Below are 23,174 nucleotides of genomic sequence, written 5' to 3'. Positions count from 1 at the left end.
AACGAAATATAGTTCATGCACTGAATTTACGTCAAGCACTATTGTGCATCTTTTCGCGGAAGAGACCCGCAGGCCATGCGACGGCTAGAGCGGTAGCTGCAAGGCCCTGCGCACGACGTCCCGGAGGGACGCGAAGGTCGCATCCAGCGGCTCGGCGCTGGTGTCCACGCTGAACTCCGCCTTGGAATAGAAGGCCGCGCGACCGGCCAGGATATGGCGCAGGTCTTCCATCGCCTCCTTGCTGGCGGCCATGGGGCGCAGGTCGCCCTGGGCGCGCACGCGGTTCATATGGTCCTCCGGGTCGGCCTGCAGCCAGACCGTGGTGCAGTGGGCCAGCAGCAGGTTGAAGGTGGCCGGATCGGACACCAGCCCGCCCGGCGTGGCGATCACCGCTTCCGGATAGATCTGGATGGCCTCTTCCAGCGCGCGCCGCTCGTAGCGGCGGTAGGCGTTCATGCCGTACAGGCCCTGGATTTCCGAGATGCTGCACCCGGCGAACTGCTCGATCTCGCGGCTCAGCTCCACGAACGGGAAGCCGAGATCCTCCGCCAGCATGGCGCCCAGCGTGGATTTGCCGGCGCCACGCAGGCCGATCAGCGCCACCCGCGGGCTGCGCGCGGCGTTGCCGCCGCCGGTGCCCAGCATCTCGCCGATGGCAATGCGCACGCGCCGCAGCGTGGCTTCGTCGCGATGCTCCAGCAGTTCACGGATCAGCAGCCACTCCGGCGACGAGGTGGACACGTCGCCGAGCAGTTCCGCCAGCGAGCACTGCAGCGCCGTCGCGACCTGCTGCAACACCAGGATGGACGCGTTGCCGCTGCCGTACTCCAGGTTGGCCAGGTGCCGCTCCGAGACATCCGCAGCCTGCGCGGTGGCCTTGCGGGTCAGGCCGCGGCGCGCGCGCAGGTCGCGCACGCGCTCGCCAAGCGAGACCAGCAGCGCGTTTTTCTCGCCCGCGGCGGCGTTGGCCGGCTGCGTGCCGCCGGCGTCGCCCTCGCCCCCGGGCGCAGGCTGCCCGGTCGGAGTTAACCCGGGAACATGCAATATATTGCTTGACATGATTTCTTGTCGGCTCTATGTTTCACACATGCACAATAATGCATGAATCGTCGGTATGCAACCCGGCTAAGTCTAATGGAGCCCCCCAGATGTCCCCAACCGAATTCCGTGCGCAGATCGCGCGGCTGACGGCGCAGATCGCCGGCCGCCCGCTCGATGCCAGCCTCGACGCCTGGCTCAACGCAGAGCACGGCGCCACCAGCCCCACCTACCGCGAACTCAAGGCCGCCTGCGAGACCGGCGTGGCCGAAGGCTGGCTGTGCAACCGGGAAGGCGGCGGCATCCGCTACGGCCGCATCTTCAAGCCGGACGACGAACTGCACGGCTTCTCGGTGGACGTGGTCGACATGCAGGACATCGCCGGGCCGCACCACGTGCATCCGGATGGCGAGATCGACCTGATCATGCCCGTCGAAGGCGAAGCGCGATTCGACGGGCGACCCGCCGGCTGGCTGGTCTGCCCGCCCGGCAGCGCGCACCGGCCCACCGTCACCCAGGGCCGCGCCCTGGTCCTCTATCTGCTGCCCGCCGGGCGCATCGAATTCACCCGTTAGGCAACCCGCAGGAACCGCACCATGACCGAACTGCTTTCCAACCATCTCGGCGGCCGCTGGCAGGCCGGGACCGGCGCCGGCACGGCGCTGCTCGATCCCGTGCTGGGCAACGAACTGGTGCGCGTGGACGCCACCGGGCTCGACCTCGCCGCCGGCTTCGCCTTCGCCCGCGAACAGGGCGGCGCGGCCTTGCGCGCGCTCACCTACCGCGAGCGCGCCGCCATGCTGGGGGCCATCGTCAAGGTGCTGCAGGCCAACCGCGACGCCTACTACGACATCGCCACGGCCAACAGCGGCACGGTCAGGAACGATTCGGCGGTCGATATCGACGGTGGCATCTTCACGCTCGGCACCTACGCGAAGATGGGCGACGCGCTCGGCGAGCGTCGCTTCCTGCTCGACGGCGAGGCCGCGCGCCTCGGCAAGGAGCCACTATTCCAGTCGCAGCACGTGCTCACGCCCACCCGCGGCGTGGCCTTGCTGATCAATGCCTTCAACTTCCCCGGCTGGGGCTTGTGGGAAAAGGCCGCGCCCGCGCTGTTGTCCGGCGTGCCGGTCATCGTCAAGCCCGCCACCGCCACCGCCTGGCTCACGCAGCGCATGGTGCGCGACGTGGTCGAGGCCGGCATCCTGCCGCCCGGCGCCCTGTCCGTGGTATGCGGCAGCGCGGCCGGCCTGCTCGACCAGTTGCAGCCGTTCGACGTCGTGTCCTTCACCGGCTCGGCCGATACCGCCGCGCTGATCCGCTCCCATGCGGCGGTGACGCAACGCTCCGTGCGCGTCAATATCGAGGCCGACAGCGTCAACTCCGCGCTGCTGCTGCCCGGCGAGGCAGCCGGCAGCGAAGCCTTCGACCTGCTGGCGCGCGAGGCCGTGCGCGAGATGACGGTCAAGTCCGGCCAGAAGTGCACCGCCATCCGCCGCATCTTCGTCCCGGAACCGCTCTACGACGCCGCCGCCGAGGCCATCGGCGCGCGCCTGCGCAAGATCACCGTGGGCAACCCGCGCAACGATGCGGTGCGCATGGGCGCGCTGGTCAGCCGCGCACAGCTTGGCGCGGTGCGCGAAGGCCTGGCCTGCCTGCGCTCGCAGGCCGACGTGCTGCACGACGGCGCCACGCACGCGCCGGTGGATGCCGACGCGGCCGTGGCGTGCTGCGTCGGCCCCACCCTGCTGGGCACGCGCGACGCCGACGGCGCCGACCGCGTACACGACACCGAGGTCTTCGGCCCGGTGGCCACGCTGGTGCCCTACCGCGACGCCGCTCACGCGCTGGCGCTGGTGCGGCGTGGCCAGGGCTCGCTGGTGGCGTCGCTGTACGGCAGCGACAGCGCCGCGCTGGCTGCCACGGCCGTGGAACTGGCCGACAGCCACGGCCGCGTCCACGTGATCTCGCCTGAAGTGGGGCAGCTCCACACCGGCCACGGCAACGTCATGCCGCAATCGCTGCATGGCGGCCCGGGGCGCGCGGGCGGCGGCGAAGAGCTGGGCGGACTGCGCGCCCTGAACTTCTATCACCGCCGCAGCGCCGTGCAGGCCGGCACCGACGTGCTCGCACACCTGTAAGCCAGCGCGCGACAAACCCACCGATACGGGGAGACAAGCATGACCGCCGAAACACAAGTCCAGCCGCCCGGAGCGCCCTTCAATTTCGCGCAGCACCTGATCGAGCGCAATGCGCTGCGCGCGACCAAGACCGCCTTTGTCGACGACCACGGCAGCCTGAGCTACGGCGCGCTGGCCGAGCGCGTGCGCCGCCTGGCCGCCGCGTTGCAGGGCTGCGGCATCCACCGCGAAGAGCGTGTGCTGCTGCTGATGCACGACTGCAACGACTGGCCCGTGTCCTTCCTCGGCGCGATGTACGCCGGCATCGTGCCGGTGGCGGTCAACACCCTGCTCACCGCCGAGGACTATGCCTATATGCTGGGGCACAGCCGCGCCCAGGCGGTGCTGGTATCGGCGGCGCTGCTGCCGGTGCTGCGCCAGGCCATGGCACAGGGCGGCCACGAAGTGAAGACGGTCATCGTCTCCCGTCCCGACGGCGCCCCCGACGGCGGCGCGCTTGCGCTCGACGCGCTGCTCGGCGGTCACGCGCCGCTGCCYGCGCCCGCCGGCACCGGGCCCGACGACCCCGGCTTCTGGCTGTATTCCTCGGGCTCCACCGGCCGCCCCAAGGGCGTGCTCCACAGCCACGCCAACCCGTACTGGACGGCGGAGCTGTACGCCAAACCCATCCTCGGTCTGGACGAGCACGACACCTGCTTCTCCGCGGCCAAGCTGTATTTCGCCTACGGGCTCGGCAACGCGCTGAGCTTTCCGCTCAGCGTCGGCGCCACCGTGGTGCTGATGGCCGAGCGCCCGACCCCGGAGGCCACCTTCAGGCGCTGGCTGGCGCATCGGCCCACGGTCTTCTTCGGCGCGCCGACCGGCTATGCGGGCATGCTGGCCTCGCCCGCCCTGCCCGCGCGCGGCGAAGTGGCGCTGCGCCTTTGCTCTTCCGCTGGCGAAGCCCTGCCCGCCGACCTCGGCGAACGCTTCACCGCGCACTTCGGCTGCGACATCATCGACGGCATCGGCTCCACCGAGATGCTGCACATCTTCCTGTCAAACCGCCCCGGCCAGGTGCGCTACGGCACCACCGGCTGGCCGGTGCCGGGCTACGCGGTGGAGCTGCGCGACGAGGAAGGCCACCCCGTGCCGGATGGCGAGGTGGGCGAGCTGTATATCCAGGGCCCGAGCGCGGCGCTGATGTACTGGGGCAACCGCGAGAAATCGCGCGAGACCTTCCGCGGCGGCTGGACCAAGAGCGGCGACAAGTACGTGCGCAACCCCGACGGAAGCTACTGCTACGCCGGCCGCAGCGACGACATGCTCAAGGTCAGCGGCATCTATGTGTCGCCGTTCGAAGTGGAAGCCACGCTGGCCCAGCATCCGGCCGTGCTGGAGGCGGCCGTGATCGGCGTGCCCGACGACGCGGGCCTGACCAGGACCAAGGCCTTCGTCGTGCTGAAGGCCGGCGCGCAGGCCGGCGAGGCGGAATTGAAGGCCTTCGTCAAGGAGCGCCTGGCGCCCTACAAGTACCCGCGCGTCATCGAGTTCGTTGCCGCGCTGCCCAAGACCGCCACCGGCAAGATCCAGCGCTTCCGGCTGCGCGAACTGGAAGGCGCGCCGGCCTGAAGCCCGCGCCGCGTGCCACACCCCGACCGCCGCGGCCACGCGGCGGCGAAAAACACAACGGAGACAACCATGCGTCAGATCGATGTCCACAAGCTGGCCGACGAGGCCCGCTTCAACCGCTTCCACGGCCAGGTGCTGTTGTGGTGCGCCCTTATCATCATCTTCGACGGCTATGACCTTGCCGTGGTCGGCATTGCGCTGCCTTCCATCATGAAGAGCATGGGCGTCGACGCTACCAGCGCCGGCTTCATGGTCAGCTCGGCGCTGTTCGGCATGATGTTCGGCGCCGTCGTCATGGGCACCGTGGCGGACCGCCTCGGCCGGCGCGTCGCCATCGCCATCTGCATTGCGCTGTTCAGTGTGTTTACCGCGGCAGCAGGCTTCGCCAGCGACCCGGTCAGCTTCAGCGTCACGCGCTTCCTGGCGGGGCTGGGCATCGGCGGCGTGATGCCCAATGTGGTGGCGCAGATGACCGAGTACTCGCCGCGCAAGATCCGCGGCACCATGGTCACGCTGATGTTCAGCGGCTACTCCGTGGGCGGCATGCTGGCCGCGCTGCTCGGCAAGGGACTGATCGAAAGCTATGGCTGGCAGTCGGTATTCGTCGCCGCCGCGCTGCCGGCGCTGCTGATCCCCGTGGTGCTCAAGGTCATGCCCGAATCCATGCCCTTCCTGGTCAGGACCGGCCGCCTCGACACGCTCAAGCGCATCGTGTCGCGCCTGGAGCCGGCCTACCAGCCGCGGCCCGATGACCAGTTCGCCCTGCCCGCCACCGACAAGGCCGGCGACGCGCCGATCGGCAAGCTGTTCCAGGACGGCCGCGGCTTCAGCACCGTGATGTTCTGGGTCGCGTTCTTCATGTGCCTTTTCATGGTCTACGCGCTCAGTTCGTGGCTGACCAAGCTGATGGCCAGCGCCGGCTACAGCCTGGGCTCGGCGCTGACCTTCGTGCTGGTGCTGAACTTCGGCGCCATGATCGGCGCGATCGGCGGCGGCTGGCTGGCCGACCGCTTCAATATCAAGTACGTGCTGGTGGGGATGTATGCACTGGCGGCGGTGTCCATCACGCTGCTGGGCTTCAAGGTGCCCACCGAAGTGCTGTTCCTGCTGGTGGCGCTGGCCGGCGCGTCGACCATCGGCACGCAGATCGTGACCTATGCCTACGCGGGGCAGTTCTATCCGATGGCGGTGCGCGCCACCGGCATCGGCTGGGCCTCGGGTGTGGGCCGCAGCGGCGCCATCCTGGCGCCGATCGTGATCGGTGCCCTGGTGGGCATGGCGCTGCCGCTACAGCAGAACTTCATGGCGATCGCGGTGCCGGCGGTGATCGCCGTGGTGGCGGTGCTGCTGATCGATCACCGGCGCTCGGCCTCGGCCATGCATGCGGGTGGCGAAGCCGCGCAGCCCGCCGCGCACGCGCCGGCGCTGGCGCAGGCCGGGCGCTCCGCTTAGGGCATGCCCGTCACGACGCGGTCTTCGCCTCCTGATAGGCCGCGTACAGGCGCTTGAACACCGGCCCCGGCACGCCCGTACCGACGGTCTTGCCGTCGATGCGCACCACGGGCAGGACCTCCTTGCTGGCCGAGGTCAGCAGGACTTCGTCCGCCGCCATCACTTCATCGAACGTGATGCGGCGGGCCTCCAGCGAGATATCCAGCRCCGCGCATAGCTCTTCCATCCAGCCGTAGCGGATGCCTTCGAGGATCAGGTTGTCCTTCGGCGGCGCCGCGACGCGGCCCTTGCGGACGATCCACACATTGGAGGCGGAAGCCTCGGTCAGGAAGCCGTCGCGGAACTGGATGCTCTCGGTGGCGCCGTGCTCCACCGCGTTCTGCGCCGCCAGCACATTGCCCAGCAGCGAGGTGGACTTGACCTGGCAATGCAGCCAGCGCTTGTCCTCCTGCGTCACGCACGACACGCCCTKCTCGCGCATCTGGGCCGACGGCGGCGWCATCGGGTTGGTCATGATSAGCACSGTGGGCGTCACCTCCTTCGGGAAGGCATGGGTGCGCCGCGCCACGCCGCGCGTGACCTGGATGTAGATCATCTGGTCGGACAGGCCGTTGGCCTTGACCACGCGGTCGATCAGGGCGATCCACTCGGCATCGGTGTGCGGGTTGGGAATGCCGATGGTTTCCTGGCTGCGGGCCAGCCGCGCCAGGTGCTGCGGCAGGCGGAAGGGCTTGCCGTTGTAGATGGGCACGACTTCATACACGCCGTCGCCAAAGATAAAGCCTCGGTCCAGCACGGGAATGCGGGCTTCGGACAGGGGCGTGAGTTCGCCGTTGAGGTAGACAATGTCTTCGTTCATGGGGGCAGGCTTCGGGCAGGTTCCAGCGTGGATGGGGTGCGATGCGCGCATCGAGCACAAGCAGCGCATGGGGGCATTCTTCCACAAGCCGCATCGCCTGGTTATGCAAAATAGGCATGAGCTGCTTCCAGCCCGCTTCCACGGCGGCCGTGTGCTTTCTGCCTCACCGTGGCCCGCACGCCATCCTTGATCCCGCCGCAAGAATCATTTGCCGGCCGCGGGGTTTTTGCAAAGCCCGCCCGTCCCGATAATCGCTTCATCCAACCGATATCCGACGAGCGAGGCAACCATGCTGTTCACCCCCTACACCTTTGGCGACATCACCACGCGCAACCGCATCGTGATGCCGCCGATGACCCGTTCGCGCGCTGCCGCGGGCGATGTGGCAACGGACCTGATGGCCGAGTACTACGCGCAGCGCGCCGGCGCCGGCCTGATCATTTCCGAAGGCACGCAGATCAGCCGGCAAGGGCAGGGCTATGCCTGGACGCCCGGCATCTATACCGACGCGCAGGTACGCGGCTGGCGCAAGGTGACCGACGCGGTGCATGCCGCGGGCGGCAAGATCTTCGCGCAGCTCTGGCACGTGGGCCGCGTCTCCCACAACTCGCTCCAGCCCGGCGAGGCCGCGCCGGTGTCGTCGTCCGCGCTGGTGGCCGAAGGCGTGAAAGTGTTCGTCGACGCCAGCGGCCAGGGCCCGCAGGGCGGCGTGGGCGAGATGATCCAGCACTCGGCGCCGCGCGCGCTGTCGATCGACGAGATCCCCGGCATCGTGGCCGACTACGCGAACGCTGCGCGCAATGCCCTGGCGGCCGGCTTCGACGGTGTCGAGCTGCATGGCGCCAACGGCTACCTGATCAACCAGTTCATCGACTCGCAGGCCAACGCCCGCACCGACGCCTACGGCGGCTCGCTGGCCAACCGCCTGCGCTTGCTCAAGGAAGTGGCGCAGGCCGTGACCGACGTGGTCGGCAAGGACCGCATCGGCGTGCGCCTGGCGCCGCTGACCACGCTGCAGGGCGCGGTGGACGACACGCCACAAGCCACCTACCTGGCCGCCGCGCACGCGCTCGGCCAGATCGGCGTGGGCTATATCCATATCGCCGAGGCCGACTGGGAGGATGCGCCCGTCATGCCAGCCGCCTTCAAGGAAGCGCTGCGCGCGATCTATCCCGGCACCCTGATCTACTCCGGCAACTACACCGGGCCGCGTGCGCAGGAAGCGCTCGCCAGGGGCTGGGCCGACCTGGTCGGCTTCGGGCGCGCGTTCATCGCCAATCCGGACCTGCCCTACCGCCTGCAGCACGACCTGCCGCTCAACGCCGGCGACCGCGCCAAGTACTTCGGTGGCGGCGAGGCGGGCTACACCGATTACCCGAGGCACGCCAGCAACGCCGCGCCCCAGGCCGATGCCGCATAACCCCGCCGCGATGGAGAACGCCATGCACAGCGCACTGGACAAACTGACGGCGGGCGGCTTCAGCGTCGGCTTGGAACTGCCGCTGGACAACGACTGGTCGCCCGCCGGCGAACTCGCCCGACGCCAGGCCGGCCGCCTTCCCGGCGAGCCCGACCTGGCACGCCATGGCGAACTCGCCAGGCGCGCCGACCGGCTGGGCTTTCGCGCGCTGTGGGTGCGCGACGTCCCGCTGTACGACCCGCAGTTCGGCGACGCCGCGCAGGTCTTCGAGACCTTCAGCTACCTGGGCTACCTGGCCGGCGTGACCGAGCGCATCCTGCTCGGCACCGCCGCGGTGGTACTACCCCTGCGCGAGCCGATGCTGACGCTGAAATCCGCCGCCACCGTGAACCACCTCAGCAACGGCCGGCTGCTGCTCGGCGTCGCCAGCGGCGACCGCCCGGTCGAATACCCGGTCTTCGGCCGCGACTTCGCGCGCCGCGGCGAAGCGTTCCGCGAGCAGGTGGCGCTGCTGCGCGATGCCGGCGCGGCACGCCTGCCCGAAGGCGTGCGCATGCTGCCGCGCCTGGACGCACCGCTGCCGCTGCTGGTGGCCGGGCTCGCGCAGCAATCGCCTGCCTGGGTCGGCGAGCACATGGATGGCTGGCTGGCCTACCCCGGCACGCCCGAGGACCACGCGCGCCGCAGCGCAATGTGGCGCGGCGCGGCCGGCGCCAAACCCTATGTCAGCTTTATCCACCTGGACCTGCTGGACGATCCCGATGCGCCGATCCGCCGTCACCGCTTTGGCGCGGCGGTCGGGCGCAAGGGGCTGGTTGCCGAGCTGGAGGCCATGCGCGCGGCAGGCGCCGCGCATATCGGCCTGCACTTTCGCCGCAGTCACCGGCCAGTGGGCGAAGCGATGGAGGAAATCGCGGCGCATGTGCTGCCGCATTTCCATGGCGATGCGCAGACCGCCGGGAATGCGCCGCAAGGCGCGCTGGCGGCCTGAGCCCGGGGATGCCAGGCGGCAAGCAAAATCTGCCGCGGCTTGTCTTCGCCGGCCCCTCTCCCGTTCCACGCGAGAGGGGAAAAAAACCGTCGCGGGCGAGCCGTGCGGAAAGCGATTCCGCAATCCTTTTCCGCCGCACCGGCTAGTCGCGCGCGCGGCTCCCGCCAATACTGCCTCCATGGCATCCGCCGCCCCCGCCCGACACCCTCACCAGGAATCCATCATGCAAACGAATCCCGCCCCGCAAGCTGCGCCATCCGCGCCACTGACCATCATCGCCCACGTGCGCGCCAAGCCCGGCACGCAGGCGCGCCTGCTCGCCGCGCAAGTCGGTCTGGTGGCCGCGGCAAGGCAGCATCGCGGCTGCCTGCGCTATGAGCTGCACCAGTCCAATACCGAAGAGGGCTTCGTCATCTTCGTCGAGCAATGGGCATCGGCCGCGCAATGGCGCGATCACATGGAGAGCCCTTACATGAATGCGTTCCGCAGCGCGGCCGGCGATTGCATCGGCGAATTCTCGCTGTACGAGATGCACGCTGCAGCGTAAGCGGCCGGCTATCCCGCGCCCGGCGCGCCGCGCCGACGCGCTCCACCAGGAAATCGATAAAGACCCGCACGCGTTGCGGCATATGCCGCTGGTTGCTGAAGATCGCGTGGACCTCTTCCTTGTCGCCCGGGTTGAAATCCTCCAGCAGGGGCACCAGCCGCCCCGCCTCGATATCCCTGGCCACGTGGAACATGCCCAGCCGGCTGATGCCCAGTCCATCCAGCGTGAGCTGGCGCATGGTCTCGCCGTTGTTGGCCAGCAGGTCGCCGCGCACCGGCATGTAGACGGTCTGCTTGTCGATCGAGAACGGCCACTCGTCCACCGAGCGCCGGAAATTGAAATTCAGGCAGTTGTGCTGCGCAAGCGCCTGTGGCGCGTGCGGCACGCCGTGGGCCGCCACATAGGCAGGCGCGGCCACCACCACGCGCCGGCTTTCCCCCAGGATGCGCGCGCGAAAGCTGGCGTCGGCCAGCGGGCCCATGCGGATCGCCACGTCGATCCGCTCTCGGCGCAGGTCCACCAGTTCGTCCGTGAGCGAGATGTCCAGCGTGATGCCCGGGTAGCGCCGGCGGAACTCGGGCAACAGCGGCAGCAGCTGGTGCGTGCCCAGCGGCAGCGAGGCATTCACGCGCAGCACGCCGTGCGGCGCCGCCGAGCCCTGCGCGAGATCCTGCCTATGCCGATGCGGAACGCAAGTTCATGAACGAGAACCGGCCGTCCTCGCTGATCCTGCGCCTGGCCAAGCCCGCCGAAGTCGCCAGTGTCGTCGCCTTCCTCGCCAGCGAGCGCGCCGCCGTTGTCAACGGCGCGGCGATCCGGGCCGAGGGCGGCACCGTGCAGACCATCGCCTGATGGCCGCGCGCCCGGCGCCGGCAAGACAACGCGCGCCGCCGGATATTGCCGGCGGCGCGCGTGATGCAAGCCGGGGCGAACCCCGGCAAGCGCTGGCTTCAGTCCCAGGCCGGTGCCAGGCCATCCGGGCTGGTGAGGCGCTCGCCGCGGTCCAGCGCGGCGATGGCGGCCATGTCGGCATCGCTCAGGCGCACCGCCGGCGCACCCAGGTTACCCTGCAGGTTGGCGCGCCTGGTGGACGACGGGATCACCGCGTAGCCGAGCTGCATGGCCCAGGCCAGCACCACTTGCGCGGCAGTCGCGCCCAGGCGCCCGGCGATCCCCAGGATCACCGGATCCTGCAGCGCGCGGCCGTAGCCCAGCGTCATGTACGACGTGACGTGGATGCCCTGGCTGCGCGCGAACTCCACCACCTTGCGGTTCTGCAGGAAGGGGTGCAACTCGACCTGGTTGGTGGCGATCGCCTGCGCGCCAACGGCGTCGATCGCCTCGCGCATCAGCGCGATATTGAAGTTGGAGACACCGATCTGGCGGGTCAGGCCCTGTTCGCGGGCCTCGGCCAGCGCAGTCATGAACTCCGCCACCGGCACCGCGCCGCCGGGCGACGGCCAGTGGATCAGGGTCAGGTCGACATGGTCGGTGCGCAGCTTGGCCAGGCTCTGCCTGAGGCTGGGCACCAGCTTGTCGCGCGAGAGGTTCTCGACCCAGATCTTGGTGGTGAGGAACAGCCCGGCGCGCGCCACGCCGCTCTCGGCGATGGCCTGGCCGACTTCGGCCTCGTTGCCGTAGATCTGCGCGGTGTCGATGGCACGGTAGCCGACCTCGAGGCCGTTGCGCACGGAGTCGATGACGGTCTGGCCTTGCAGGCGGAAGGTGCCGAGGCCGAGTGCGGGAATGCTCATGGTTCTTTCCATTGTCAGAGGGTTGACAGCCGGGGCTGACGGCAGCCCGGCCGCGAAGGGTTCAGGATGGATTGCGGGACTGGCGGCAATCGCCCCGCGCCGCTCAGTCGAGCGGCATCGCGTTTTCGATCCAGCCGGTCACCGAGCCATGCGCGGGTTGCCAGCCAAGCTCGGCCCGCGCGCGGCGGGCGCGCACGCGGCTGTTGGAGCCGAAGGAGTAGCGTGCGGGCCCTTCGCCCCAGACCGGCGCGGCCTCGGCCACGGACCACGACTGCACCGGCCCGAGCCCGAGGCGCCGCGCGATGGCCGCGCCGATCTCGGCATAGGACGCCTCGCCGTTCTCGACGAAGTAGAAGGCGCCGGCCGGTGCGTGCTCCAGCGCCAGCGCGTAGAGCGCGACGGCGTCGTCGATATGCACGTTGGACCAGCGGTTCACGCCCGCCCCGACCACACGCACCACGCCGCTGCGCCGCGCCTGCGCCACCAGCGGCGGAATCTGCACACTGTGCGGATGCAGCCCGGCGCCGGTGCCGTAGATCATGCTGTTGCACAACACAGCGCTGCGCACGCCGTGCGCGGCCGCGTCCAGCACCATCTGGTCGATGGCATGGCGTGCCTGCTTGCCGGGCTCCACCACCAGCGGCGTGTCTTCGTCGAAGATGTGCCCGGACACGGCATTGCCGCCGACATCGTCGCCGATCACGCTGGAGCCACTGGTGTGCAGGAAGGGCTTGCCCGAGCCGAGCAGCCCGGCCAGCAGCGCCTCCACGGCACCGCGGTGGTCGCTGCTGGCGGTGTTGATGACGGCATCCGCCCGCGCGGCTTCGCGCGTCAGCAGGGCCGCGTCGTCCAGCGTGCCGGCCACGGGCACGATGCCGCGCCCGGCAAACAGCCCTGCCTGGGCCGGATTGCGCACCAGGCCGCGCACGGCGTGGCCATCGGCGAGCAGGCGCGCGGCCACCGAGCCCCCGATAAACCCCGCGGCGCCGGTAATGAAGACTTGCATGGGAAGGCTCCTTGTGGCCGGAACGACTGCCGGCCCTTGTACATGGCCAGAGTATCCCCGCTCCCCGCCGGCGGAATAACCGGCCCGCGTGCAGAAGATAATTGATTCCGGCGCAAGAATCGGCCAGGGCGGCGGGAGCCGCGCCACCGCGCTCTCACGCGCCTGGGCGAAAAGGCCGGCGGATCGGCTGCGCGGGGCGGGGCACGGGCAGCCGGCAATGCCGCGTGCCCGCGCGTTGTCGCCCCCGCGCGACGCGAGCCACCCGCAGGCGCGGCGCGGCTCTATAATCCGCGCACCCTGCCAATCATGGCCATCGCCCGGCCAATCACTGCCCTCATGCTCAAGGAAACAGCGGAAGCCCGCCCGACACGCCGCTACGTCGAGAAGCGCGAGGCGATCCTCGACGCCGCCGCGCGGCTGTTCAACCGCAAGGGCCTGCGCGGCGCCACGCTTTCGGACGTGGCGCAGGAAGTCGGGCTGAGCACCAACAGCATCACCTACTACTACCGCAAGAAGGAAGACCTTGTGGTGGCCTGCCTGCTGCGCACCATCGACGAGATTGCGGGCATCGCCGACGCCACCGCGGACGAGCCCCTGCCGCAGGAGCGCGTGCGCCGCTTCATCACGCTGTTCTTCGCGCGGCTGGCCCGCACTGCCACCGGCGAGCGTCCGGAGCTGATGAGCTTCCGCGAGATCCGCGCGCTGCCCGAAAGCCATGCCGAGGTGGCCTTCGCGGCCTATACGGATATGTTCCGCCGCATCCGCAAGCTGCTGCGGGACGCTGCCCCGCGCGACGCGGCCGAGCGCAACACGCGCAGCGCCGCCGCCCACCTGCTGCTGTCGCTGACCAGCGGCGCCATGACGTGGCTGGAGCGCTACGAGCCGCAGGACTATCCCAAGGTGGCGGACACGGTGGTGGACATCCTGCTCAACGGCTTTGCCGCGGCGCGGTCGCGCTGGGATGCGGGCGTGGCAGCGCCGCTGCCGCCCGGGCCCGATCCGCAGGAAAGCACGCAGGAAGCCTTCCTGCGCGCCGCCACCGACCTGCTCAACGAACTCGGCTACCGCGGCGCCTCGGCGGACCGCATCTCGGCGCGGCTCAACCTCACCAAAGGCTCGTTCTACCACCACAACGAGAACAAGGACGACCTGATCTCCGCCTGCTTCGACCGCATGTTCGCCGTCATCCGCGATACGCAGGCGCGCGTGGAAGCAGGCCCGGGCAGCGGCTGGGACAAGCTGTGCGCGGTCGCCCGCGCCCTGGTCGGCTACCAGTTCTCCGGGCAGGGGCCGCTGCTGCGGCTGACCATCTACGGTGCGCTGCCCGAGGACATGCGCAAGGAAAAGATGCTCGTCATGAGCCGCCTTTCCACGCGCTTCGTGCGCTTCCTGGTGCTGGGCATGCAGGACGGCTCGATCCGGCCGCTGGATCAGTCGATCGCATCGCTGCAGGTCAACGGCATGATCAACGCGGCGGTGGAATTGCGGCGCTGGGTGCCGGATGCGTCGGGCGAGAATGCCGCCGACCTCTTCATCCGGCCCCTCTTCATGGGCATCTTCTCGGGCCGCTGAGCGTTGCCCGGGGCGGCGCTAGTCTTCCAGGTGGCAGGCCACCATCTGCCCGCCGCCGCGGTCCCGCAAGACGGGATCTTCCGTGCCGCAGCGGGCCATCGCGCGCGGGCAGCGCGGATGGAAGCGGCATCCCGCCGGCGGGTTCAGCGGGCTCGGCACTTCGCCGCGCAGCACGATGCGCTCACGCTTCGCTTCGGCTTCCACGCTGGCCACCGGCACCGCGGACAGCAGCGCCTGCGTATAGGGATGCCGGGGGTTGGCGTACAGCTCGTCGCGCCCGGCGATCTCCACGATGCGCCCCAGGTACATCACCGCGATGCGGTCGCTGATATGGCGCACCACCGCGAGGTCATGCGCGATGAAGACATAGGTCAGGCCCAGGCGCCGCTGCAGCTCCATGAACACATTGACCACCTGCGCCTGGATCGAGACGTCCAGCGCGGAGACCGGCTCGTCGCAGACGATCAGGCTGGGTTCCACCGCCAGCGCGCGCGCGATGCCCACGCGCTGGCGCTGCCCGCCGGAAAACTCATGCGGGTAGCGGTCGGCCATATAGGGCAGCAGGCCGACCATCTCCAGCAATGACGCAACCCGCGCGCGACAGCATTCGCGGTCGCGCGCCATGCCGTGCACCTCGAGCGGCTCGCCGATGATATCGCGCACCTTCATGCGCGGGTTGAGCGAGCCGAACGGATCCTGGTAGACCATCTGCACGCTGCGACGAAAATGTTTCTCCTGCGCCTTGCCGAAGCTGGCGAAGTCCTCGCCTTCGAAGGTGATGCGACCGCTGCTGGCGGCAAGCATCTTGATGATGGCGAGCCCCGTGGTGGATTTCCCGCACCCGCTCTCGCCCACCAGGCCCAGCGTCTCGCCGCGCCTGAGCGCGAACGAGACGCCGTCGACAGCCTTCACCGAGCCGACCTGGCGCTTGACGAACGCACCCCTGGTCACAGGGAAATGGACCTTCAGGTTCTCGACGCGCAGGATCTCGTCGCCGCGGCGGGCGGCCGCGCGCGTGGCATTGCCGGCACCGGCGGCGCTGGTATCAGTCATGGTCATGGAGGAAGCACGCCTTGAGGTGACTGTGGTTCGAGCGTACGGGCTGCAGCGCCGGGCGCGAGACGCCGCAGCGCTGGGCGGCCAGCCGGCAGCGCGGCATGAAGGCGCAGCCCGGCGGCAGCGCGGTGAGGTCCGGCGGCTGGCCGTCGATCGGCACCAGCGGCTGGCGGGTATCGCCGTCGATCCGTGGCACCGACGCCATCAGGCCGCGTGTGTACGGGTGCGCCGGCCGCGCGTACAGGTCGCGCGCGGAGGCGGTCTCGACCATGCGGCCGCCGTACATCACGGCGACGCGGTCGGCATAGCGCGCCACCACGCCGAGGTCGTGCGTGATCAGGATCAGCGCGGTGTCCGAGCTGGCGGCCAGCGCCTTGAGCAGGTCCAGGATCTGGGCCTGCACCGTCACGTCGAGCGCGGTGGTGGGTTCGTCGGCGATGATCAGCTGCGGCTTGCAGGCCAGCGCCATGGCGATCATGGCGCGCTGGCGCATGCCCCCGGAGAACTGATGGGGATAGGCACCCAGGCGGCTCTGCGGCTCGGGGATCTGCACCTTGGCGAGCAGCTCGCCGGCAATGCCGAGCGCGGTCTTCCACGGCATGCCCTGGTGCAGGTTGACCGGCTCCGCGATCTGTTTTCCCACGGTGAGCGCGGGATTGAGCGAGGACATCGGCTCCTGGAAGATCATCGCGATGCGGTTGCCGCGGATGGCACGCATGCGCGCGGCGCTGAGCTTGAGCAGATCCTGCCCGTCGAACAGGATCTCGCCGGACTCGATGCGGCCGGCCGGCCTGGGGATCAGCCCCAGGATGGACAGGGCCGTGACGCTCTTGCCCGAGCCGGATTCGCCGACGATGGCCAGCGTCTCGCCGGGCGCCACGCCGAACGAGACCTGGTCCACCGCGGTGACCACGCCGCGGTCGGTACGGAAACGCGTGGTCAGCTTGTTCACCTGCAGGATCGGCTGCGTCATGCGGGCCTCCATGAAGTGGCTTCGGTGGCGCGGGACCGGCGTTGCGCCGGCGGCCCGCGCGTTGGCATCGCGGGACGAACCGGCCTCAGAACCCCATCTTCTTCTTCATGTCCTGGTCGATCCACATGCGCGCGTAGATCGGGCCGGGACGCACCGCGCCGGCGCGCAGCTCGCCGTTGTAGTTCTTCACCCAGGGCCACCACGCGGTGTACTGGTAGGGCGTGGGCAGCCAGATATACGGCGCATCGGCCAGCACGTCGCGCGTGAGCGCGCGCAGCGCTTCCTGGCGGCGCCCGAGGTCGCGCATCTGGAACGCCTCGCCTACGCGCTGCTCGTACTTCGGGTTGCCCCACTGCGCTGCGTTCCAGACCTGGCCCAGCACGAAGCTCTTGCGGATCGTGGTGGTCGGGTTGGTGTGGCCGTTGCTCATCAGGTAGCCGGGCGCGTTGGTCCTGGTGGTCATGGCCGAGAGGAAGGCGCCGTACTCCATCGGCTGGATCTCGATCTTCACACCCACCTGCTCCAGGTAGGCGCCGATCAGCGGTAGCAGCTCCAGGTGGTCCGGCTGGCAGGCGCACACCTGCACCTTGAAGGTGAAGCCCTTCGGGTAACCGGCCTCGGCCAGCAGCTTGCGCGCCTTGTCCGGGTTGTAGGTGTAGAGCTCCTTGACCGAGTCCGGCATGGCGCTGAGCGGCTCGAAATAGCCTGCGTACTCCGGGTGCTGCGGATAAGCGAACAGCTCGGCGTTGCCGCCGTAGAACTGCTTGACGATCTCCTCCTTGTTGACCGCCATGTTCAGCGCGCGCCGCACGCGCAGGTCGGTAAACGGCTTGGTATCGACGCGCAGCGCCAGGTACTGCCCGTTGGTGGACAACCAGCGAGACCACTTCAGCGCGGGCGCGTTCTTCTTGAGTTCATCCACCGCGCTCCAGCCGATGTTCTCCAGCACGTCGATCTTGCCGGTGCGCAGCATGGTGTTGCGGGTGCCCTCGTCCTTGACCGTGCGCAGCACCACCTTGTCGACGAAAGGCAGCTTGTAGTCCTTGCCGCCGATCTTGTCGCTGTCCCAGTACAGGGTGTTCTTCGCATAGGTGGTGGCATTGCCCTGCACGAAGTTGCTCAGCACGAAGGGCCCGCTGCCGTTGACGTTCTTCCAGTTGCCGGCGCCGGCCGTCGCCACTTCCTTGGGCATCACGCCGGAGTAGTAGCCCCAGCCGAAGCGGTAGTCCCACTCGGCGTTGAACTCCTTGAAGCGGAACATGACCGTGTACTTGTCGGTCGCCTCGACCTTGGAGAGGTGGTCGTAGTAGGTCGGGATCTTCTTGGCGCTGCTGTTCTGGCGGCCATAGCTGTAGACCACGTCCTCCGCGGTCAGCTCGCGCTCGGCCATCACGCCGGGCTTGGCGGGAAACTTCACGCCCTTGCGCAGTCTGACTTCCAGCGTCAGCGGATCGAGCCATTTCCAGCTCTCGGCAAGCTCGCCGCGGATGGCATCCTCGGGCAGCCAGGCATCGGCATGGAAGGCGTACTTGCCGCCGTTGCGCTTCGCCTTGGAGAGGTCGGCCACGAACAGCTGCTCGTAGACCTGGCCGGTATCGTAGTTCTGCTTCCAGTTCCAGTCCGCCAGGTCCCAGGACAGGGCCGAGATGGTCGGGTACATCGAGCCGATTTCGAGATTGCCGCCATACTTCGGCGCTTCGGCCTGCGCGCATGCGCCGCCCGCTGCCAGCGCCAGCGCCATGCCTGCGGCCAGCAAGGCTGCCGTTCCGTTCGAGCCAGTTCTGYTCAAACCGCGTCCCTCCGTCTTTGGTCTCGTCAAGTGGGCCGCGCGTGCCGTCGGCTCGCGCGCCGGATCCTCCCGGGCCTGGCGTCATGGCGCCGGCCTCTGCTTGGTCTTCCTGCGGCGGCGCGCTTACCGGGATCCGCGCATGCGCGGATCGAGCAGGTCTCGCAGGGCATCGCCATAGACATTGATGGCGTAGACCACCACCGTGAGACACACGCCTGGCGCCAGCGCCAGCCACGGCCCCTGGAACATGAAGGTGCGGCCGTTGCCCGACAGCATGCCGCCCCAGGTCGGCGCGGGCGGCGGCACGCCGAGGCCCAGGAAAGACAGGCCGGACTCCGCCAGGATCGCGGTGCCCACGCGCGTGGTGAACAGCACGATGATGGGCGGCAGGACATTGGGCAGGATATGGCGCCACAGGATGCGCCCGGTGGACGCGCCCATCGAGCGGGCGGCATGCACGTACATGTTCTCGCGCACCGATACCACCGCGCTGCGGATGATGCGCGAGCCGCCCACCCCGAGCAGCAGGCCCAGCGTGCCGATGATCTGCCAGCTGCCGGGGCCGAGCACCGCGACCACCACGATCAGGATCACCAGGTCCGGAAAGCTCATCCACGCATCCACCATGCGCTGCACGATCATGTCGAACTTGCCGCCGAGATAGCCGCTCAGGATGCCCACCAGCACCGAGATCGCGGTGGCCAGCGTGGCCGCCGACAGCCCGATGATCACCGAGAGCCGCGCGCCGTAGAGGCAGCGCGAGAGCATGTCGCGGCCGAGGTTGTCGGTGCCGAAGGGATGGGCCCACGATGGCGGCTGCAGCCGCTTCATCATGCTGATCTCGTTGACGCCGTATGGCGCCAGCCAGCCGGCGAAGATGCCGCAGAACAGGAAGACCAGGCAGATCACCGCGCCGGCCGCGCCAAGCGGCTTCTCGCGGAACAGGCGCCCGGCCAGCGCGATGGCGGCAGGCGCGCGGCGCCCGGGTGCGGGCCGCGCGGCTTGCGCCGGCTCGATTGCGGGCGCGTTGGCGACTGGAGGGGCCATCAGCGGTGCCTCACTTTCGGATCGAACAGCCCGTAGCTCAGGTCCACGAGCAGGTTGATGAGCATCACGGCAACGCCGACCACCAGGAACACGCCGGTGATCACGGGGTAGTCGCGCTGGTTGACGGCATCGAGCAGCAGCAGGCCCATGCCCGGCAGCACGAAGATCTGCTCGATCACGACCGCGCCGCCGATCAGCAGCGGCGCTTGCAGGCCGATCAGGGTCACCACGGGGATCAGCGCATTGCGCAGCGCATGGCGCAGGATCACCAGCCGCTCGTCCAGCCCCTTGGCCCAGGCGGTGCGGATGTAGTCCTGGCGCAGCACCTCCAGCATCATGGTCCGGGTCATGCGCATGGTGATGGCCGACAGCGCCATGCCCAGGATGACGGCAGGCACCAGCATGTTGACGACATGCTGCAGCGGGTTCTCGAGGAAAGGCACGTAGCGCACCTCGGGCGACCAGCCCCACCAGACCGAGGGAAATACCATCACCATGGTGCCCAGCCAGAAGCTCGGCACCGCCAGCATCAGGATGGAGAAGGAACGCGCCACGTAGTCGGCCGCGGTGTCCTGCCGGATCGCCGACAGCACGCCGATCGGCAGCGCCACCGACAGCGCCACGATCAGCGCCATCACGCCCAGCGAGAAGGTGGCGGGCATGCGCGCCAGCACCATCTTCAGCACCGGCTCGCCCTGCCACAGCGAATGGCCGAGATCGCCGTGCAGCACGATATTGCCGGCCCAGTGCAGGTACTGGCGCCACATCGGCTGGTCCAGGCCCAGCAGGCGGACCAGGTCCTCGCGGCTCTTGGTGTCGGCGCTGATGTCGTTCTGGCTCAGCATCAGGTCCACCACATCGCCCGGCACCATGCGCACGATCACGAAGACGATCAGGCTGGCGAACAGCAGCGTGGGAATCAGCGCCATCACGCGGCGTGCGATGTAGGCGTTCATGATGTCCGCGCCCCGGCTGCCGCCGATCTCGGGCGCACCGCCCCGACAGAAGATACCGCAATCACGATAACGATTTCCGCGCCGACCATTCCGTCTCCTGTCCGGTGCTTCGTGTGATCATCGACTCCAATCGCGCCTGCGTCATCTGATGGCTTAATCAAGCGATATTCGCGTATTCGCCTTGCCTCCAGCCTTGGTCATGCGCTCTTCCATCTGGCGCCCTGCTCTTCTCGAAGATCGAGCAACCAGCATACTCAGAGTTCTAATTCATGACAACCAAAGCGGGCCCCGAATGTCTAGTGGATTTACCTAGGTCTGATGCGGGGCCAGGCGGCTGCTTGTGCGCTGCAAACCGGCAGCGCGAACGCCGGCAACGCACGAGCACGGGCCACGCCGCGCTCGCGCGCGGCGGCCCCGGGGGTGGCTGGATGGAGAGGAAGTTGCGCAGCGCGGCACGCGCCTGCGTACCGCGCCGCGCGCAAGGAGACGGCTAGTAGCCGCGCAGTACGGCCCAGCGCTGCGTATGGAAGTGGCTGTCGCCCAGCAGCGCCTGCGCCGCGCTCGCCCGCTTCATGTAGAAGCCGATCTCGAACTCATCGGTCATGCCCATGCCGCCGTGCATCTGCACGCCCTCCTGCACGGCCAGCAGCGCCGTGGTGCCGGCGCGCGCCTTGGCCGCCGACACCAGCGCCGCCGGCCCGGCGGGGGCTTCGTCCAGCTTCTGCTGGCTGCGCAGCACCAGCGCGCGCGTGATCTCGATCTCGCTGAACAGGTGCGCGGCGCGATGCTGCAGCGCCTGGAACTCACCGATGATCTTGCCGAACTGCTTGCGCTCCTTCAGGTACTGCACGGTACGCTCGAATGCCTCGTCGGCAATGCCCACAAGCTCGGAAGCCAGCGCCGCGCGCGCCAGGTCCAGCACCTGCCCGAGCGGCCCGGCGGCGGCGCCGACCGGGCCGAGCACGGCATCGTCGCCCACCCTCACGTCGCGCAACCGGATGCGCGCCGCATTGCGCGCATCCGCCATCACGGTGCGCTCGACCGAGACGCCCGCGCTGCCGCGCGGCACCAGGAACAGCGAGATGCCGTCGGCATCGTCGGTGCCGCCGGCGGTGCGCCCGGCCACGATCAGCGTATCGGCGACGTGCCCGTCGATGACGAACATCTTGTCGCCGTCCAGCACGAAGCCACCATCCTGGCGTGCCGCGCGCAATGCCTGCCGCTCGGGCCGGTGCGTGCCCTGCTCGTCGATGGCCAGCGCGGTCAGGTGCTTGCCCGCGGCAATGGCAGGCAGGTATTGCGCCTGCTGTGCCGCATTGCCGCAGCGCGAGATCAGCAGCGCGCCGAGCACCGCGGTGGAAAAGAACGGGGTGGGCGCCAGCGTGCGGCCAAGGGCCTCCATGATCACGCCCGCCTCCACCGCGCCGAGGCCGCTGCCGCCGAACTCTTCCGCCACCAGCACGCCGGCGAAGCCGAGTTCGGCAAAGCTGTGCCACAGGTCCGGCGAGAAGCCGGTCTCATCGCGCGTGTCGCGCAGCTTGCGCAGCGTGGAAACCGGCGCGCTCTCGCGCAGGAATGCCAGCGCGCTCTCGCGCAACATTTCCTGCGTCTGGTTCAGTACGATTGCCATGGGTTCGATCTCTCTGCGTGGATTCGGGGAAGCCTCAGGCGCCGGGCAAGCCGAGCAGGCGCTTGGCCACGATATTCAGCTGCACCTCGCTGGTACCGCCCTCGATCGAGTTGGCCTTGCTGCGCAGCCAACCGCGCGCGGTCGCGCCCTCCTGGCTGCGCTCGCTTTCCCACTCCAGCGCGGCGCTGCCGCCGATCGACATCAGCAGTTCGTAGCGTCGCTTGTTGAGCTCCGACCCGTAGTACTTCAGCACCGACGAGAACGCGGCAATGCCTTCGCCCTGGCGGGCGAGATCCATCGCGCGCTCCGCGGCCAGGCCGAAGGCGGCCTCGTCGATCTCGAAGGCGGCGATCTGCGCGCGCAGCATGGGCGCGTCGATCTCGCCGCCCGCGTTGCGCCCGATCGTCTCGGCCGCCAGTTCGCCCAGCGGCTGGCGCACGCCGCGGCTGCCGATGCCGCTGATCATCTCGCGCTCGTGCGTGAGCAGGTACTTGGCGATGGCCCAGCCGCCGTTGGGCTCGCCCACCAGGTTGGCGCGCGGCACCACCACATCGTCGAAGAAGGTCTCGCAGAACGGGGACTTGCCGGAGATCAGCACGATGGGGCGCGTGGATACGCCCGGCGTCTCCATGTCGAACAGCAGGAAGCTGATACCCGTGTGCTTCTGCGCGGAGAAATCGGTGCGCACCAGGCAGAAGATCCAGTCCGCCTTGTCGGCATACGACGTCCAGATCTTCTGGCCGTTGACGACGAAATGATCGCCGCGGTCATCCGCACGGGTCTGCAGCGAGGCAAGGTCAGAACCCGCGTTGGGCTCCGAGTAGCCCTGGCACCAGCGGATCTCGCCGCGCGCGATCCTGGGCAGGTGCTCGCGCTTCTGCGCTTCCGAGCCGTACTTCAGCAAGGCCGGCCCGAGCATCCAGATACCGAAGCTCTGCAGCGGCACGCGGCAACCGAGCGCCTGCATTTCCTGGCGCAGCACCTTGGCCTGCTCGCGGCCCAGGCCCCCTCCACCGTATTCGCGCGGCCATTCCGGCACGGTCCAGCCCTTGTCCGCCATGCGCGCCAGCCACTGCCGCTGCGCCTCGGACTGGAACCTGAACTTGCGCCCGCCCCAGCAAATATCGTCGTCGTTGCGCACCGGCTGCCGCATTTCCTGCGGGCATTGCGCTTCCAGCCAGGCACGTACCTCCTGCCGGAAGGTTTCCAGGTCATCCACGCTTGTCTCCTGTCCTGTTCTTGGTTTTCTTGCCCGCTGCCCGCGGCACAGGCGCGGCTGGCGTAGCTGGTTTATATAATCCGCATCGGTCAACGTCAATACTCCATTTCCGA

Annotated in this window: 21 protein-coding genes and 1 pseudogene; 9 read left to right on the top strand and 13 right to left on the bottom strand. The window is 68.9% G+C overall.

What is annotated here, in order from left to right; all coding sequences use genetic code 11:
• Positions 1 to 84 precede the first annotated feature (84 nt).
• A complete protein-coding gene (locus AC1DK4_RS09660) occupies positions 85 to 1,059 on the bottom strand; it encodes a helix-turn-helix transcriptional regulator (RefSeq protein ID WP_441649793.1) in 975 nt (324 codons plus the stop codon).
• A gap of 89 nt (positions 1,060 to 1,148) precedes the next feature.
• On the opposite strand from AC1DK4_RS09660, the gene AC1DK4_RS09655 reads away from it, so the two are divergent.
• The 4 genes from AC1DK4_RS09655 (at position 1,149) to AC1DK4_RS09640 (ending at position 6,242) form a co-directional block, all read left to right on the top strand.
• On the top strand, positions 1,149 to 1,613 hold the full coding sequence (locus AC1DK4_RS09655) for a DUF4863 family protein (RefSeq protein ID WP_441613903.1): 465 nt from the start codon (positions 1,149 to 1,151) through the stop codon (positions 1,611 to 1,613).
• Between the two features lie 21 nt (positions 1,614 to 1,634).
• A complete protein-coding gene (locus AC1DK4_RS09650) occupies positions 1,635 to 3,179 on the top strand; it encodes a 3,4-dehydroadipyl-CoA semialdehyde dehydrogenase (RefSeq protein ID WP_441649792.1) in 1,545 nt (514 codons plus the stop codon).
• Positions 3,180 to 3,218: 39 nt separating this feature from the next.
• Entirely contained in the window at positions 3,219 to 4,790 is a 1,572-nt protein-coding gene (locus AC1DK4_RS09645; RefSeq protein WP_441613901.1) for a benzoate-CoA ligase family protein, read from the top strand.
• 69 nt (positions 4,791 to 4,859) lie between these two features.
• On the top strand, positions 4,860 to 6,242 hold the full coding sequence (locus AC1DK4_RS09640) for an MFS transporter (RefSeq protein WP_441649791.1): 1,383 nt from the start codon (positions 4,860 to 4,862) through the stop codon (positions 6,240 to 6,242).
• A gap of 10 nt (positions 6,243 to 6,252) precedes the next feature.
• Here the strand turns inward: AC1DK4_RS09640 and AC1DK4_RS09635 are convergent, their stop codons facing one another.
• The gene (locus AC1DK4_RS09635; RefSeq protein WP_477131495.1) at positions 6,253 to 7,101 is read right to left on the bottom strand and encodes a D-amino acid aminotransferase; all 849 of its coding nucleotides are present in this window, start codon (positions 7,099 to 7,101) and stop codon (positions 6,253 to 6,255) included.
• A 289-nt stretch (positions 7,102 to 7,390) separates the two neighbouring features.
• On the opposite strand from AC1DK4_RS09635, the gene AC1DK4_RS09630 reads away from it, so the two are divergent.
• A complete protein-coding gene (locus AC1DK4_RS09630) occupies positions 7,391 to 8,521 on the top strand; it encodes an alkene reductase (RefSeq protein ID WP_441649789.1) in 1,131 nt (376 codons plus the stop codon).
• A gap of 22 nt (positions 8,522 to 8,543) precedes the next feature.
• Complete coding sequence (locus tag AC1DK4_RS09625; RefSeq protein WP_441649788.1) at positions 8,544 to 9,512, top strand: TIGR03571 family LLM class oxidoreductase; 969 nt, start codon at positions 8,544 to 8,546, stop codon at positions 9,510 to 9,512.
• A 142-nt stretch (positions 9,513 to 9,654) separates the two neighbouring features.
• On the opposite strand, the gene AC1DK4_RS09620 is transcribed toward AC1DK4_RS09625, so the two are convergent.
• Positions 9,655 to 9,939: a hypothetical protein gene (locus tag AC1DK4_RS09620; protein ID WP_441649814.1), complete on the bottom strand. Its 285-nt coding sequence runs from the start codon at positions 9,937 to 9,939 to the stop codon at positions 9,655 to 9,657.
• Here AC1DK4_RS09620 and AC1DK4_RS09615 point away from each other — a divergent pair.
• Positions 9,826 to 10,059, top strand: a complete 234-nt coding sequence (locus AC1DK4_RS09615) for a putative quinol monooxygenase (protein ID WP_441649813.1) — start codon at positions 9,826 to 9,828, stop codon at positions 10,057 to 10,059. The genes AC1DK4_RS09620 and AC1DK4_RS09615 overlap by 114 nt on opposite strands.
• Positions 10,060 to 10,108: 49 nt before the next feature.
• Here AC1DK4_RS09615 and AC1DK4_RS09610 read toward each other — a convergent pair.
• Positions 10,109 to 10,696 (bottom strand): annotated as a pseudogene (locus AC1DK4_RS09610) (LysR substrate-binding domain-containing protein); the annotation flags it as partial.
• A 62-nt stretch (positions 10,697 to 10,758) separates the two neighbouring features.
• On the opposite strand from AC1DK4_RS09610, the gene AC1DK4_RS09605 reads away from it, so the two are divergent.
• Entirely contained in the window at positions 10,759 to 10,911 is a 153-nt protein-coding gene (locus AC1DK4_RS09605) for an SDR family oxidoreductase (RefSeq protein ID WP_441649787.1), read from the top strand.
• Positions 10,912 to 11,009: 98 nt separating this feature from the next.
• Here the strand turns inward: AC1DK4_RS09605 and dkgB are convergent, their stop codons facing one another.
• The gene (dkgB, locus tag AC1DK4_RS09600; protein ID WP_441613893.1) at positions 11,010 to 11,813 is read right to left on the bottom strand and encodes a 2,5-didehydrogluconate reductase DkgB; all 804 of its coding nucleotides are present in this window, start codon (positions 11,811 to 11,813) and stop codon (positions 11,010 to 11,012) included.
• 103 nt (positions 11,814 to 11,916) lie between these two features.
• Complete coding sequence (locus tag AC1DK4_RS09595) at positions 11,917 to 12,819, bottom strand: NAD-dependent epimerase/dehydratase family protein (protein WP_441613892.1); 903 nt, start codon at positions 12,817 to 12,819, stop codon at positions 11,917 to 11,919.
• Between the two features lie 336 nt (positions 12,820 to 13,155).
• Between AC1DK4_RS09595 and AC1DK4_RS09590 the strand changes: the two genes are divergently transcribed.
• Entirely contained in the window at positions 13,156 to 14,391 is a 1,236-nt protein-coding gene (locus tag AC1DK4_RS09590) for a TetR/AcrR family transcriptional regulator (RefSeq protein ID WP_441613891.1), read from the top strand.
• An 18-nt stretch (positions 14,392 to 14,409) separates the two neighbouring features.
• Here AC1DK4_RS09590 and AC1DK4_RS09585 read toward each other — a convergent pair whose 3' ends face one another.
• From AC1DK4_RS09585 to AC1DK4_RS09555, 7 genes are all read right to left on the bottom strand, one after another.
• Entirely contained in the window at positions 14,410 to 15,444 is a 1,035-nt protein-coding gene (locus AC1DK4_RS09585) for an ABC transporter ATP-binding protein (RefSeq protein WP_441649812.1), read from the bottom strand.
• The gene (locus AC1DK4_RS09580; RefSeq protein WP_441649786.1) at positions 15,437 to 16,420 is read right to left on the bottom strand and encodes an ABC transporter ATP-binding protein; all 984 of its coding nucleotides are present in this window, start codon (positions 16,418 to 16,420) and stop codon (positions 15,437 to 15,439) included. Before AC1DK4_RS09580 ends, AC1DK4_RS09585 begins: the two co-directional genes overlap by 8 nt.
• A gap of 85 nt (positions 16,421 to 16,505) precedes the next feature.
• Complete coding sequence (locus tag AC1DK4_RS09575; RefSeq protein ID WP_441614068.1) at positions 16,506 to 18,161, bottom strand: ABC transporter substrate-binding protein; 1,656 nt, start codon at positions 18,159 to 18,161, stop codon at positions 16,506 to 16,508.
• Positions 18,162 to 18,332: 171 nt separating this feature from the next.
• Entirely contained in the window at positions 18,333 to 19,256 is a 924-nt protein-coding gene (locus tag AC1DK4_RS09570; RefSeq protein WP_441613889.1) for an ABC transporter permease, read from the bottom strand.
• Positions 19,256 to 20,212 carry an ABC transporter permease gene (locus AC1DK4_RS09565; RefSeq protein ID WP_441613888.1) on the bottom strand — a complete coding sequence of 319 codons (957 nt, stop codon included), beginning with the start codon at positions 20,210 to 20,212 and terminating at the stop codon, positions 19,256 to 19,258. The genes AC1DK4_RS09570 and AC1DK4_RS09565 overlap by 1 nt, the downstream gene beginning before the upstream one ends.
• Before the next feature lie 490 nt (positions 20,213 to 20,702).
• Positions 20,703 to 21,842 carry an acyl-CoA dehydrogenase family protein gene (locus AC1DK4_RS09560; protein ID WP_441649785.1) on the bottom strand — a complete coding sequence of 380 codons (1,140 nt, stop codon included), beginning with the start codon at positions 21,840 to 21,842 and terminating at the stop codon, positions 20,703 to 20,705.
• Positions 21,843 to 21,876: 34 nt separating this feature from the next.
• On the bottom strand, positions 21,877 to 23,061 hold the full coding sequence (locus AC1DK4_RS09555) for an acyl-CoA dehydrogenase family protein (RefSeq protein ID WP_441649784.1): 1,185 nt from the start codon (positions 23,059 to 23,061) through the stop codon (positions 21,877 to 21,879).
• Positions 23,062 to 23,174: the final 113 nt, after the last annotated feature.

The organism is Cupriavidus sp. 05N38 (assembly GCF_056397345.1).
Note: the sequence above shows the minus strand (reverse complement) of the source record. Positions and strands in the feature narration are given on the sequence as shown.

Bases quoted from the DNA above. Each gene is read 5' to 3' on its own strand.
- AC1DK4_RS09660 (WP_441649793.1), bottom strand. From the start codon at position 1,059: ATGTCAAGCAATATATTGCATGTTCCCGGGTTAACTCCGACCGGGCAG.
- AC1DK4_RS09655 (WP_441613903.1), top strand. From the start codon at position 1,149: ATGTCCCCAACCGAATTCCGTGCGCAGATCGCGCGGCTGACGGCGCAG.
- AC1DK4_RS09650 (WP_441649792.1), top strand. From the start codon at position 1,635: ATGACCGAACTGCTTTCCAACCATCTCGGCGGCCGCTGGCAGGCCGGG.
- AC1DK4_RS09640 (WP_441649791.1), top strand. From the start codon at position 4,860: ATGCGTCAGATCGATGTCCACAAGCTGGCCGACGAGGCCCGCTTCAAC.
- AC1DK4_RS09630 (WP_441649789.1), top strand. From the start codon at position 7,391: ATGCTGTTCACCCCCTACACCTTTGGCGACATCACCACGCGCAACCGC.
- AC1DK4_RS09625 (WP_441649788.1), top strand. From the start codon at position 8,544: ATGCACAGCGCACTGGACAAACTGACGGCGGGCGGCTTCAGCGTCGGC.
- AC1DK4_RS09605 (WP_441649787.1), top strand. From the start codon at position 10,759: ATGAACGAGAACCGGCCGTCCTCGCTGATCCTGCGCCTGGCCAAGCCC.
- dkgB (WP_441613893.1), bottom strand. From the start codon at position 11,813: ATGAGCATTCCCGCACTCGGCCTCGGCACCTTCCGCCTGCAAGGCCAG.
- AC1DK4_RS09595 (WP_441613892.1), bottom strand. From the start codon at position 12,819: ATGCAAGTCTTCATTACCGGCGCCGCGGGGTTTATCGGGGGCTCGGTG.
- AC1DK4_RS09590 (WP_441613891.1), top strand. From the start codon at position 13,156: ATGCTCAAGGAAACAGCGGAAGCCCGCCCGACACGCCGCTACGTCGAG.
- AC1DK4_RS09585 (WP_441649812.1), bottom strand. From the start codon at position 15,444: ATGACTGATACCAGCGCCGCCGGTGCCGGCAATGCCACGCGCGCGGCC.
- AC1DK4_RS09580 (WP_441649786.1), bottom strand. From the start codon at position 16,420: ATGACGCAGCCGATCCTGCAGGTGAACAAGCTGACCACGCGTTTCCGT.
- AC1DK4_RS09575 (WP_441614068.1), bottom strand. From the start codon at position 18,161: ATGGCGCTGGCGCTGGCAGCGGGCGGCGCATGCGCGCAGGCCGAAGCG.
- AC1DK4_RS09570 (WP_441613889.1), bottom strand. From the start codon at position 19,256: ATGGCCCCTCCAGTCGCCAACGCGCCCGCAATCGAGCCGGCGCAAGCC.
- AC1DK4_RS09565 (WP_441613888.1), bottom strand. From the start codon at position 20,212: ATGAACGCCTACATCGCACGCCGCGTGATGGCGCTGATTCCCACGCTG.
- AC1DK4_RS09560 (WP_441649785.1), bottom strand. From the start codon at position 21,842: ATGGCAATCGTACTGAACCAGACGCAGGAAATGTTGCGCGAGAGCGCG.